The 12,768-nt window shown below is 53.8% G+C and carries 12 protein-coding genes, 1 rRNA gene and 1 pseudogene; 3 read left to right on the plus strand and 11 right to left on the minus strand.

What is annotated here, in order from left to right; genetic code table 11:
* Positions 1 to 183 (minus strand): 16S ribosomal RNA (locus DI44_RS06250); the annotation flags it as partial.
* Positions 184 to 758: 575 nt separating this feature from the next.
* Between DI44_RS06250 and DI44_RS06245 the strand changes: the two genes are divergently transcribed.
* Together DI44_RS06245 and DI44_RS06240 are read left to right on the plus strand one after the other, a co-directional pair.
* The gene (locus tag DI44_RS06245) at positions 759 to 1,049 is read left to right on the plus strand and encodes a hypothetical protein (RefSeq protein ID WP_033025712.1); all 291 of its coding nucleotides are present in this window, start codon (positions 759 to 761) and stop codon (positions 1,047 to 1,049) included.
* A 64-nt stretch (positions 1,050 to 1,113) separates the two neighbouring features.
* Complete coding sequence (locus DI44_RS06240; protein ID WP_033025713.1) at positions 1,114 to 1,557, plus strand: Hsp20/alpha crystallin family protein; 444 nt, start codon at positions 1,114 to 1,116, stop codon at positions 1,555 to 1,557.
* Positions 1,558 to 1,861: 304 nt separating this feature from the next.
* Here DI44_RS06240 and DI44_RS06235 read toward each other — a convergent pair whose 3' ends face one another.
* Genes DI44_RS06235 through DI44_RS06220 form a run of 4 tightly spaced genes read right to left on the minus strand, consistent with a single transcriptional unit; the run spans position 1,862 to position 6,644 of the window.
* Positions 1,862 to 2,893, minus strand: coding sequence for a LacI family DNA-binding transcriptional regulator (locus DI44_RS06235; protein WP_033025717.1), 1,032 nt, complete (start codon positions 2,891 to 2,893; stop codon positions 1,862 to 1,864).
* A 53-nt stretch (positions 2,894 to 2,946) separates the two neighbouring features.
* The gene (gene galT / locus DI44_RS06230) at positions 2,947 to 4,473 is read right to left on the minus strand and encodes a UDP-glucose--hexose-1-phosphate uridylyltransferase (RefSeq protein ID WP_033025718.1); all 1,527 of its coding nucleotides are present in this window, start codon (positions 4,471 to 4,473) and stop codon (positions 2,947 to 2,949) included.
* A gap of 3 nt (positions 4,474 to 4,476) precedes the next feature.
* Positions 4,477 to 5,463 (minus strand): UDP-glucose 4-epimerase GalE, encoded by a 987-nt coding sequence (gene galE / locus DI44_RS06225; protein ID WP_033025720.1) that lies wholly within the window; start codon positions 5,461 to 5,463, stop codon positions 4,477 to 4,479.
* Positions 5,460 to 6,644: a galactokinase gene (locus tag DI44_RS06220; RefSeq protein WP_033025721.1), complete on the minus strand. Its 1,185-nt coding sequence runs from the start codon at positions 6,642 to 6,644 to the stop codon at positions 5,460 to 5,462. The genes galE and DI44_RS06220 overlap by 4 nt, the downstream gene beginning before the upstream one ends.
* A gap of 145 nt (positions 6,645 to 6,789) precedes the next feature.
* Between DI44_RS06220 and DI44_RS06215 the strand changes: the two genes are divergently transcribed.
* Complete coding sequence (locus DI44_RS06215) at positions 6,790 to 7,572, plus strand: EcsC family protein (RefSeq protein WP_033025723.1); 783 nt, start codon at positions 6,790 to 6,792, stop codon at positions 7,570 to 7,572.
* A gap of 159 nt (positions 7,573 to 7,731) precedes the next feature.
* Here the strand turns inward: DI44_RS06215 and DI44_RS06210 are convergent.
* The 6 genes and pseudogenes from DI44_RS06210 to DI44_RS06190 form a co-directional block, all read right to left on the minus strand.
* Positions 7,732 to 7,965: pseudogene (locus DI44_RS06210) on the minus strand (glycoside hydrolase family 36 N-terminal domain-containing protein); the annotation flags it as partial.
* A 108-nt stretch (positions 7,966 to 8,073) separates the two neighbouring features.
* A complete protein-coding gene (locus DI44_RS06205; RefSeq protein ID WP_033025725.1) occupies positions 8,074 to 9,732 on the minus strand; it encodes an FAD-dependent oxidoreductase in 1,659 nt (552 codons plus the stop codon).
* Between the two features lie 159 nt (positions 9,733 to 9,891).
* On the minus strand, positions 9,892 to 10,476 hold the full coding sequence (locus tag DI44_RS06200; protein WP_033025729.1) for a glycerol-3-phosphate responsive antiterminator: 585 nt from the start codon (positions 10,474 to 10,476) through the stop codon (positions 9,892 to 9,894).
* 15 nt (positions 10,477 to 10,491) lie between these two features.
* Positions 10,492 to 10,647, minus strand: a complete 156-nt coding sequence (locus tag DI44_RS19210) for a hypothetical protein (RefSeq protein ID WP_198527200.1) — start codon at positions 10,645 to 10,647, stop codon at positions 10,492 to 10,494.
* A 17-nt stretch (positions 10,648 to 10,664) separates the two neighbouring features.
* Positions 10,665 to 12,062, minus strand: a complete 1,398-nt coding sequence (locus DI44_RS06195) for a HAMP domain-containing histidine kinase (RefSeq protein WP_011231641.1) — start codon at positions 12,060 to 12,062, stop codon at positions 10,665 to 10,667.
* Positions 12,059 to 12,733: a response regulator transcription factor gene (locus DI44_RS06190; protein ID WP_033012343.1), complete on the minus strand. Its 675-nt coding sequence runs from the start codon at positions 12,731 to 12,733 to the stop codon at positions 12,059 to 12,061. The genes DI44_RS06195 and DI44_RS06190 overlap by 4 nt, the downstream gene beginning before the upstream one ends.
* Positions 12,734 to 12,768 lie beyond the last annotated feature (35 nt).

The following is a 12,768-nucleotide window of genomic DNA, read 5'->3' on the forward strand; positions in this document are numbered from 1 at the left end:
TGTTATCCGGTATTAGCTCCGGTTTCCCGGAGTTATCCCGGTCTTGCGGGCAGGTTGCCCACGTGTTACTCACCCGTCCGCCGCTGACCAAACAAGAGCAAGCCCTCGTTCGGTCCGCTCGACTTGCATGTATTAGGCACGCCGCCAGCGTTCGTCCTGAGCCAGGATCAAACTCTCCAAAGAAAGTTGATTGGCTTTTGCTTCGGCCCATGCGGACCTCCGCTTTTCGTATTGTCCAGCTTCGGTCCGCCGCCGCTCGGGGTCAAATAACCTTCGCCTTCCGGGTGCAAGCACCCTTGCAGGCGAAGAACATTTGCCCATCGCGGCGACCCGCGGACCTCCGCTTTTCGTCGCGCTTCGTTTCGTTCAGTTTTCAAGGAACAAGCAACTGCTTTTGTAACTTATAACTTAACGACAACTATTATTATATAAACAAATCTTTCAAAATGTCAAGCATTGTTTTCTCTGCTTTGTTTCTGCCGCGTTTATCCGTTTATTACGTTGCGGCAATATTTTATTATACTTATCATCCGCTGTTTGTCAACCACATTTTTTGATTGTTTCGTTGCCATTTGCCTCTTGGCATCGCGCTGTCGTGAAACGGCGATTTTGATTATATTACGCCTGACTTTCTATGTCAACTGGAATTTCCATCCGCAATGTTGCAGACTCCCCCCTGTAATGGCTGCTCACATCAACTATAATGAAAATGTGTAATAAGATAAAAAACGAGCATCAACGAAGGAGGAATGGATGCGATGAATCATTCATTTTCCGTTTTGCTTGACGCCTACCGCCGCCTTTGGCCGAATCGATCGCTGGCGGCCGGACCGCTTGATGAACAAGAAAGCCAAACTCTTTTGTATGAAACGATAAGGCAAGAGTTGCGCGATGAATGGACGCATCCGCGCGTGCGGCAATCGTCCGAAGTGAAGTTTTATTACGCCGTTAAGCGGGTGGCCGCCTCCGACTTGCCCAATGACGTGAAAATCGCGCTGATTCAAGCGTATTTGACGGTGATGGAACAATTACAAACCAATCATACATAAAACAGACGAATCCGGTTCACACTACTGAGTGGAAAAACATTTCTTGTTAAGGAGGATGGCAGTTATGGCGTTAATTCCGTATGACCCGTTCCGTCATTTGGAAGCGATCCGCCGGGATATGAACCGCTTTTTCACAAGCGATTTTCCATCATTGTTTGGCCACATGGACGATCAGCACTGGATGCCGCGCATGGACATGCATGAAACGGAAAACGAGTACGTCGTTTCGTGCGATTTGCCGGGGCTCGAGCGAAAAGAAGATGTGCACATTGATGTGCACAATAACGTGTTGACGATCAGCGGCACGATTCAACGCCATCACGATGTCAAAGAAGAACAAATGCACCGGCGCGAACGCTTCTTCGGCCGCTTCCAACGGTCGATCACCCTGCCGGCCGATGCGGCGGCGGACAACATTCGCGCGACGTACAAAAACGGTGTGTTGGACATTCATATCCCGAAAACAACTGCCGGAACGAAAAAACGGGTCGACATCGAGTTTCATTAATGACAAAAAGCGGCTGACTCAAAAGCCCCTTTTTAACATTTTTTCGAAAGAAGTCTTCCATTTCGAAACGAAGTGAAAGTGGGAGATGAATGTCGGTTGGCGTTAGCCAACGAATAGGTGTGTGGCTTACCGTTCGGCAAACACGCCCAAGTCGCTTGAAGCCCCCGCCTCTAAGCGAAGCGTAGGTGGCGGGTCGCTCACTGAAATGGAACTAAAGTATGTGAAAGAGACCACCTCTGAACCCCTTGGTTTTATCGGGTTTTTCGTGGTGGTCTCTTTTTCCATGGCGCCTCAGATAGAAGCATTATCGCTCTTTTGACCCGGCCCCTTTTCGATTGGCCCCACTGCTTGCGCGGATCACAAGATCTGTCGGCACAACCACTTTCTTGCATATCACCCGCTTCGTCGTCAACCGCTCAACAAGCAGCTCAACAGACGTTTCGCCCATAAACTCCGTGTACACTTTTACAGTTGACAGAGGCGGGTGGAGAAACGCAGCCATCGGCAAATCATTGAATCCGACAACCGCTATATCCTCGGGCACGGCGATCCCGGCTTCATGCAGCGCACGCAGGGCGCCGATCGCCATCGAGTCGCTGGCGATGAAAAACGCCGTCGGCAAGTCGCCGCCTGAAACAGCCTCTTTCATCAGCCGATAGCCATCTTCAGCAGTGAAGGCACCGATCCATACATAGCGGGAATCATACAGCCCTTTGACATACAAATATTCGTAAAACGCCGCCTCGCGCTCATCACGGATTGGCGTCCCTTCGTCGACATATTCGCGGCCGCCGATGTATCCGATTTCCGTATGCCCCATTTCAAGCAAATAGTCTAGCACGGCGATCGTCGCCTGGCGCAGGTCAATGACAACCGAGTCGAACCGCCGCTCATCAGGCGAGCAGTCGACAAATACGATCTGCTTCGCACTCGAAGCAAAGGTGCTGACTTCTTTGGAGCCGAACTTTCCGACGGCGATGACGCCGTCAAGCCCTTCCATCCGTTCGGTCGGATAAACGCCATTTTGCTTAAACAGTTTGACCAGTTCTATGCCGCGGTCAAAACATTCTTTTTCCACCCCGAGGCGAATCGCCATATAATACGGGTCATCGATTTCCTGGCGTTCCGAATACCAGTGAATGAGCCCGAAGCGAAACGATTCGCGCGCTTGCTGGCTTCGCTCCCGCAATGTTTTGTAGTTCAGCTCTTGGGCGACTTCAAAAATGCGTTTTCTCGTTTCATCAGAGACGGACAGCGTCGTATCGTAATTAAGCACGCGCGACACCGTCGCGACCGAAACGCCGACTTTTTCCGCGATTTCTTTTAACGTAGCCATCGTCTGTTCGCGCCCCCTTTCTGTTTCATATGAAACGCGTTTTTTCGCCGCATTTAAACAAGAGACGACATGCGCTCCACCGCGTGCTGCAGAAAGCGGCGAAACGCCTCTTTCCCGTTTTGGTCCCGTTTAAACACCCCGGCATGTTCCAACACGGTCACAAACCGTTGTCCGACTTCGTGCCGCAAAATGTCATGGACGTTGTCCTTCGTGATGTCCGGATAGGCCGAGTGAATGGCTTCGCACCAATCCCAATGTTTATGCATCGACTCGTCCCAGTCTTCTTTCTTTGTCCGATGCACGAGATAATCGGCCAGCGTCTCCAGTTCCACGGCAAGCCGTGCCGGCAGCACCGCCAGCCCCATCACTTCGATCAAGCCGATATTTTCTTTTTTAATATGATGCAATTCTTCATGCGGATGGAAAATGCCGTACGGATGTTCCGCTGACGTCCGGTTGTTGCGCAACACGATATCCAACTCAAACAAATCGCCGCGCCGCCGGGCGATCGGGGTGATCGTGTTGTGCGGAACATCGCCGCTATAGGCCATAATCTCGACGCTTGGGTCGCTGTACGTCCGCCATGTTTCATACAAAAAGGCAGCCGCATCCAACACGTCCTCTTTTGGTCCAGTCAAACGGATGACGGACATCGGCCAGCGCACAATGCCGGCTGTGACCGACGGAAACGATGGCAGCGGGATACACTCTTCGATCTCCGCCTTTTCCATCGCAAACGGATAACGCCCTCCTTGGAAATGGTCATGCACTAAAATCGAGCCGCCGACAATCGGCAAGTCGGCGTTCGAGCCAATGAAATAGTGCGGGAACTTTTCGACGAAATCGAGCAAGCGCTCAAGCGTCTTCCGCTCCATTTTCATCGGCACATGTTCGGCGGAAAAGACGATGCAATGTTCATGATAGTACACGTAGGGAGAATATTGGAAATACCACTGTTCATCCAATAACGTGATCGGGATGACACGGTGATTGGAACGGGCGGGATGACGCCACGTTCCTTCATACCCTTCGTTTTCTTTGCATAATACACATTTTGGATACGAGGATGACGGCATCTCTTTTAATTTGGCGATTTCCTTCGGGTCTTTTTCCGGCTTCGCCAAGTTAATGGTGATATCCAATTCTCCATAGATGGTTGACACTTTCCAGTGCTGATTGTTGGCGATGCGCGCCGTTTGAATGTAATTGGACGCTTGGCTCAACGAATAAAACCAGTCCGTCGCCTCCTGCGGGCTGCGGCGGTACCGCTCGTAAAAGGCGCGGATCACTTCCGACGGCCGCGGCATGACGCAGTCCATCAGTCTCGCATCCCATATATCGCGCTCGGTCGTTGTATTCGTTTCCAACAATCCTTGTTCATACGCCCAATCAATCATAGCGTCCAATACCGGGGCCGGCGAGGCCAAGGGAACGTCCTTGACCTCGGCCGGCTGCCATTCCGTGAGTCGGAGCGTTGCCAGCAGGCGGTTGCGCGCGTACACCACATCTTCCGGCGCTAAAAGGCCGCGTTGCTCGGCATAACGGATCAGTTGTTCAATCGCCGTCCAAATTCGTTCCATCGCTCACACACCCCGATAGCCGTTTGGCCGCGCTTTGTGCCACTCCCACGCCGAGGCGACGATATCCGTAATGGACAAGTATTTCGGCTCCCAGCCGAGCTCGCGCTTCGCTTTTTCCGATGAAGCGACAAGCCGCGCCGGGTCGCCCGGCCGCCGCGCCACGACGCGAGCGGGGATCGGGTGTCCGGTCACTTGCCGCGCCGCTTCGATCACTTCTTTGACGCTGAAGCCGTTGCCGTTGCCGAGATTGTACACGTCACTGGACGCTCCATTCCGCAGTTTTTCAAGCGCCAACACGTGGGCATCGACGAGATCAAGCACATGAATGTAGTCGCGGATGCACGTGCCGTCGGGCGTGTCGTAGTCATCGCCGAAAATGGAAATTTCCTCGCGCTGGCCAAGCGGCACTTTTAAAATCAATGGAATCAGATGCGTCTCCGGGTTGTGGTCCTCACCGATTGTCGTGCCGTACGCCCCGGCGACATTAAAGTAGCGGAGCGAAATCGAGCGGATGCCATAGGCGCGGTCCGCCCATTTCATCATTTTTTCCATCGCCAGCTTTGTTTCTCCGTACGCGTTTGTCGGTTCGGTCGGATCGGTTTCGATGATCGGGATTTGTTTCGGCTCCCCATACACGGCGGCGGTTGAAGAAAAGACGATTTGCTTGACGCCAAATTCCTTCATCACTTCAAGCAGCACTTGTGTCCCGTACACGTTGTTGTCGTAATACTTCAGCGGCTCTTCCATGCTTTCGCCGACCAATGAGTTCGCCGCAAAATGAATGACCGCCTCAATGTCGTGCCGGCGAAACACCGTGCGCAAAAACTCGCGGTCGCGAATATCGCCTTGGCAAAACACCGCATCACGGTGAACCGCTTCTTTGTGCCCCGTCTGCAAGTTATCCACCACGACCACGCGCTCCCCTTTTTCAAGCAGACGGTACACCGCATGGCTGCCGATATACCCTGCCCCTCCGCAAACCAAAATCATCGGCTCATCTCCTCCAGTTCCGTGAGTTCTCTCGCCCCGTCACCAACGTCAACGACATAAAAGCTTGCTTCATAACCGATTTTTTCGGCATACGCGTTTCCGACCCGTTCAATGAAATCTTGAACGCATGCCTTTTTCACAATGTTCACCGTGCAGCCGCCGAATCCGGCTCCAGTCATGCGCGCCCCGACCGTTCCTTCGTGCGACCATGCCGCTTCAACGAGCGTGTCGAGTTCAACGCCTGTCACTTCGTAATCATTGCGCAGCGACAAATGCGACTGTTTCATCAACTCGCCAAAGCGGACGAGGTCTCCCTGCTCAAGCGCCTGGGCGGCTTCAAGCGTCCGCTCGTTTTCCGTCACCGCATGGCGGGCCCGCTTTCGTTCAAGCGGGGAAAGAAGATGTTCATAACGGGCCAGCTCTGCGTTTGTCAGCTCGCCGAGCGAGGCGATGTTCCGCACGCTTTGCAGCTTCGCAAGCGCCGCCTCACACGTCGCCCGCCGCTCGTTGTACGCCGAGTCCGCCAGGCCGCGCTTTTTGTTTGTGTTCGCGATGACGATCGCACAATCGTCAAGCACCAATGGCAAATAGCGGTACTCGAGCGTCTGGCAGTTTAATAGAATGGCGCAATCTTGTTTCCCCATGCCGACGGCAAACTGATCCATAATGCCGCAATTGACCCCAACGTATTTATTTTCTACGTTTTGGCTCATTTTCACAAGCTCCAGCTGATCAAGCCCGCGCCTGAACAGTTCGTTGAGCATCACCGCGGTCACAAGCTCAATCGACGCCGATGACGACAGCCCGGCGCCGTTCGGGATCGTGCCGTAATACAAAATATCCAATCCGGTCTCAAGCGGGCCAAGCGCTTGAAACGCAGCCAAGATCCCTTTCGGGTAGTTCGCCCAGCCGTGCTCGCTCCGGTATGACAAGTCATCGTAAGAGACAGTGATCACTCCCGTTTCCGGGAAGTTTTGGGAGTAAAGGCGGACAAATGGCTCTTTCGTCTGCCGAACAAGCGCATACGTGCCGATCGCAAGCGCGCACGGCAGCACATGCCCGCCGTTGTAATCCGTATGCTCACCGATCAAATTGACGCGGCCGGGGGCGAAAAAGACGCGGATGTCTTCACCTATTCCGCCGAAAAGTTCGATAAATTGCTGTTTTAAGATGGGGATCATGAGAGGGCCTCCTTCAAGTCTTTATAGTAAATATTCTAGTTAATAATTTACTAAAAATCAACAGCGAAACAAAATCTTTTTTAATACGTATAATCGTTTGAGCATTTATTCACCTTAATAAATATAGGAAGGAGGCGGAGCGGAGATGGAAACGCGACAGATGTTGAAACAAGAACTCCAAACCATCACCCACTGGGAACACTCCCAAAAAGACCTATGGTTTTGGGAAAAGCTCGGCCGCTTGCCGTTTCAAGTGCTCGATAAGCTGACGCCAAAAGTCGTCCATCGAAAACTAGGGCAGCTGCTTGATGAGCTGGGCAGCTATATTCAAAGCGGCGGGCAATACTTGGTGAATGAAGGAAAGGTATTGGACAAGCTTGGCGTATCGTCGTTGGCCGAGGTGCCGCACTTGCCGCTTGCGACGATGGACCGCGTCTGCGACGAGTTGATCGATGCGCGCGTCACGTTCGCCCAGCTGCAAGGGGCGGCGACTGGAATGGGCGGGGCGCTGACGCTGGCGGTGGACATTCCGGCGCTTCTCGGCTTAGCGCTGAAAACGCTGCAAGAGATCGCCATCGTGTACGGATATGACCCGAAGGAAAAAGAGGAGCGCGTGTTTGTCGTCAAATGCCTGCAGTTTGCCGCGGCGGACATCGTCGGGAAAAAAGCGATTTTGGACGAACTTTCGTCGTTCTCCCATGAACGCGGGCGCGTCTTTTCCGAACTGCAAGGATGGCGGGAAGTGATGATGACGTTCCGCGACCAGTACGGATGGAAAAAGCTGTTTCAAGCCGTGCCGATCATCGGCGTCATTTTCGGTTCGCTGTTTAACAAATCGTTTATGGAAGACATCGCCGAAACCGGGAAGATGCTTTATCGGAAGCGGCGCATCATCGAGAAGCTCAAACAGTTTGAACCCGGCATCTAACATGCCGGGTTCGATTCGTTTGTTTCGCGCTGATGCATCCGCTCAGGCCGCATCATTCCCCCTATCATCGAACGGCTTTCAATCGCCACATCATGCTGATAAAATCGCCCAAGCGGTGCGGCAAGGCCACTCCGGCATACATCAGCTCGTCGCCGCCGTAGCTGGATATTCTTGCGGCAGCGTATCGAGCGAAAACGTGCGGTCAGACGGGTCGGGATTGGGGGAAAACGCGCGGTCCAGCCGCGGAAATGCCCGCGCCCCCCGAACATCGCGCACCGCTTTTCCCCAATAAACATGCGCCAAATAGCCGGAGCGGAAAAGCTGCATCACGTAGCTTGCCTTGCCCGCCCGCAAATGAAACTGCTTCGTTTGCGGATTGTATGCAACTGACATTCTCTTCCCCCGCTTTGTTTTTGTTTAAATTTTACTTAATTTTTACGAAAAAATCCATCAAAAAAGCGCCCTGGATTCAGGCGCTCATCATTTCCTTCAAAGGATCATTCACTCCTCTCCTTCCTCCGCCAACACGGCACGCCGCAGTTCCTGATCGAGTTCCTTCCCATACATGTCCCGCTCTTCCTCGGTCCACCCAAAATACCGCGCCATAAACGCAACAACCGCCTCTTTCTCACGCCGGACCGAATCAATATCAAACAACAGCGCTCCGGTGCGGCGGATGAAGTAGTCGACTGGTTTGACCGCCATTTCTTCCTCGATGGCGTAGACGAGGCGGACGAACGTTTCGCGCGTTAAGCCGGACGAGCGGTCGTACTCGTTGCTTAAGGCAAAGAGGCGGTCGACATTTGTGCCGTACTGTTTTGCCAGCCGCGCCCCTTGTTCTTCTGTCAGCCCATAGCGCGCCGCTTCCTTCGCCTTTTCGGCGATGAAGACCGGCAGCCGGTGCGAGCCGCCGACATCGCCCCCGGAAATTGGCAGCTGTTTCGTTTGGCACGGGCGGAACGTGTTTCCCTCTTCTTTTTCCAATTGTTTGGCGACGAGGTCAACGACCGTTTCCGCCATTTTCCGGTAGCCGGTCAGTTTGCCGCCAGCGATCGTGATGAGGCCGGATGGCGATGTCCAAATCTCGTCTTTGCGGGAAATTTCCGACGGGTCTTTCCCTTCTTCATAAATGAGCGGACGGACGCCAGCCCAGCTCGACTCGACATCATCAGCGGTGATGCCGACGGACGGGAACATGTAGTGAATCGCCTGCAATAAGTAATCACGGTCTTCTTCGGTCATGGCCGGATGAGCCGGGTCATCGTCATAAAATGTATCGGTCGTGCCGACATACGTTTTCCCATCCCGCGGAATGGCAAACACCATCCGGCCGTCCGGGGTGTCAAAATAGACTGCCTGCTTGAGCGGAAAACGCTTTTGATCGATGACGATATGGACGCCTTTGGTCAGTTGGAGGCGTTTGCCGGTTTTCGAACCGTCTTTGTCGCGCAGCGCATCAACCCACGGTCCGGCGGCATTGACGACTTTTTTGGCGCGGATGTCATACACTCGTCCGCCGATCAGGTCGCGGCAGCGGGCGCCGATCGCGCGGCCGCGCTCGTCGTACAAAAACTGTTCGGCTTTTACGTAGTTGACGGCGTCGGCGCCAAGCTCGACCGCTTTTTTGATCACTTCCATCGTCAGGCGGGCATCGTCGGTCCGATACTCGACGTAATAGCCGCCGCCAAGGAGGCCATCGCGCTTTAAGAGCGGCTCTTTTTCCAACGTCTGCCGGGCATCAAGCATCGTGCGCCGCTCGCTTGGCTTGACGCCAGCCAGCCGGTCATACAGCCAAAGGCCGACCGACGTGCTCCATTTGCCAAACGTCCCGCCGCGATAAATGGGCAGCAGCATCCACTCCGGTGTGGTGACGTGCGGGCCGTTTTCATACACAATCGCCCGTTCGCGCCCGACTTCCGCGACAAGCTTCACCTCGAACTGCTTTAAGTAGCGCAAGCCGCCGTGAACAAGCTTCGTCGACCGGCTTGACGTGCCGGCGGCGAAATCTTGCATCTCGACAAGCGCGACCGTCATGCCGCGCGAGATGGCATCAAGGGCGATGCCAGAGCCGGTGATCCCCCCGCCGATGACGAGAAGATCATATTGTTTTTCGCTCATCGCTTGAAGAACATCGCTCCGCTGTTTGCTTGAGAACGCCATGTCAAACTCCTCCTTTGTAAAAAAGACAAAAAGAGACCAGTGCAAACACGATAAGCCTTCGCCTACCATGTGTGCATGGTCTCTCCATGTCTCCTGACTGATAATTAACTTGTTGATTCCATTATAACAGATCGTCGCCCGTTTGGCTAGCTCGACGCTTCAACGACTTCCACCGGCTTCCTCACCGCGGGGTCGGTCATAATGGCGCCAAAGCGTTTCATTTGACGTCGTCACCGATGCCGCGCCGGCTTCCAGCGCCCGCTCGACATCGTCGACCGTGCGGATGAGGCCGCCGGCGTAAATCGGTTTTCCCGTCCGTTCTTTCACTTCGCGGATGATGTGCGGCATGGCGCCCGGGATGACTTCGATGCAGTCCGGATTCGTTTTGGCGATCAGCTGATAGCTTTTCTCCAACGCATGAGAATCGAGCAAAAAGATGCGTTGCACGGCCAAGACTCGTTTTTGCCGCGCCTTCATAATGACGCCCGCTTTCGTGGAAATGAGGCCATGCGGGCGGAACTCTTGGCAAAGGTATTCCGCCGCATGTTCATCATGGCTCAGCCCTTGCACCAAGTCGACGTGAATGAGCAACTCCTTGCCATGCCGGCGCGCATAGGCAAAGATGCTTTTTAACTGGGCAATATGCACCTCAAGCAACACGCCGACCGTGTAACCGCTTGACAAAAAGGCGTCAAATTGCTTCATCGTTTTAATGGCCGGAATGATGCGCTGTTTCGCTTCCATTTTCTTTTCTTCGATTCATCCTCTCATTTTGTCGATCTCATCTAAGCATTCAAGCGACATCATCGTCCGCGGTTTGCATGTCGCGATTTTCACCCCGCGCTTGCGGAATTTTTCAACGAGGTGATGAATCACTTTTTTGCTTGCCGCCTCTTCCTCATGGGGATGTCCCATTGCCTCACGCTCCTCTCCTATTCCGCTTTCGGAATGGCGAGCTCCACCGTCGTTCCTTTCCCAACTTCGCTTTCCAACGCAATTTGCCCGCCGTACTTATCGATGATCTCCTTGGCGATCGAAAGGCCGAGCCCGGCGCCGCCTTGTTCGCGGCTGCGCGCCTTGTCGACGCGGTAAAAGCGCAAAAAAACGTTTTTCAGCTCTTCTTTCGGAATGCCGATGCCATAATCACGGATGGACACGATGACAAACGGCCCTTCCTCGCGCAAGGAAATCGCGATTTGTTTCACTCGCTGAGAATATTTTACCGCATTGTCAAGCAAAATGAACAGCAATTGTTCAAAATGATGTTTCGCCATCGCCGCGCGCGCAATCGGCTTATCCGGCTGGTCAATCAGAAATTGGAAATCCGGGTGCAAGACGCGGAAATTTTTGACGACTTGTCCGACAGCCGCCGCGGCATCCATCGGCGCGACCTCATCCGGCACCGTGATCGCCTCGGCGCGCGACAAGTCAAGAAGCTCGAGAACGAGCCGCTTCAGCCGCTCCGCTTCTTTCACCGCCGCCTCGAGCGATTCTTCTAAAATCTCTGGATTGTGCTTTCCCCATCGTTGCAGCAACGAAAGATGGCCTTGCAAAATGGCGAGCGGTGTGCGCAGTTCATGGGACGCATCCTCGACAAATTGCCGCTGCATGGCGAACGACCGCTCAATTTCATCCATCATGCCGTTGAACATCACCATCAGTTCCGCGATTTCATCGCGCGCCGGAGGCACATCAATGCGCCGTTTCAGCCCGTTGTTTTGAATGTCCGCCATCGTTTTGGCCAGCGTTTGCAACGGCCGGACGAAGCTTTGCGCCACGAACCGGCCGGCGACAGCGCTTGCCGCCATGGCCAAAAAGCCGATCGCCGTCATGATGAGAAAGAGTGTGTTGGTCACTTGCTGGAACCTCGCCAGCCGACGGGCGATCTCGATCGTTCCATGCAAGTTGCCGATATGCAGCGGCTGACGGAGCAGCAAAAACCGTTCATTGTTGATGAAATGCTCATCCATCTTCCGCTTGTCGGGCATCTCGCTTGGCGATAGCGACACCGCCGCCCCATTTGAAACGGAGACGATGACGTTTCCTTTCTCATCCGTAACGCGAATGAGCTGGTAGCGTTCATTCAGCTTTTCCAAAAACGCGCGGCTGCGGCGAATCCCTTCCCATGATAGATTACGTTTTTCCGCGTAATATGTTTCAATTTCCGCCACCGTTTGTTCCATCGTTTTTTCTTCTTCCTTCAGCAGCCATTGTTTGACCATATGATATTGCAAAAACGTAAACACAAAATACGTAATGAAAATCGCCCCGGCCGACAAAACGGTCAGCTTCCCTTTCAGCGAAAGCCGGCGAATCGCCTCCCTCTTCATGGCCGCATCACATATCCCGTGCCGCGCACCGTTTGGATATACCGCTCTTTATCGTGTTCGTCAAGCTTTTGCCGCAAATAGCGAACGTAGACGTCAACGACGTTCGTCTCAACCTCGGCGTCGAACCCCCACACTTTGTCAAGGAGCGCATCACGCGTCAAGACGACATTGATGTTTTGCATAAAGGCGACGAGCAAATCGTATTCGCGCTTCGTCAGCTCAATAAATTCGTCTCCTTTTTTCACTGTGCGCGCCTGCACGTCAACGACTAAATCTTTAAACGTCAACACTTGGGCGTTCGCTTCCGGATGAACGCGGCGGAACAAGGCGCGGATGCGGGCGAGCAGCTCTTCAATGGCAAACGGTTTGACGATGTAGTCATCGGCCCCGTTATCGAGCCCCATGACGCGGTCAAACACGCTGTCGCGCGCTGTGATCATCATGATCGGCGTCGATTTCGCCGCCCGGATGCGGCGGCATACTTCCATGCCATTTAAACGCGGCAGCATCACATCAAGCAAAATGAGATCCCACTGCTCCGAAAGAGCGAGCTCGAGCCCTTCGCGTCCATCGGCGCATACATGCACGTCAAAGCCTTCGTGCTTTAAGTCAAGCTCCAAAAACCGGGCGAGCCCGGCTTCATCTTCAATCAATAAAATACGTCCGTTCATCAGCTGCTCCTCCTCCATTGCGGCTGTTTGCTTTC

The sequence above is a fragment of the Geobacillus sp. CAMR5420 genome, assembly GCF_000691465.1.
Lineage (GTDB): Bacteria > Bacillota > Bacilli > Bacillales > Anoxybacillaceae > Geobacillus > Geobacillus thermoleovorans.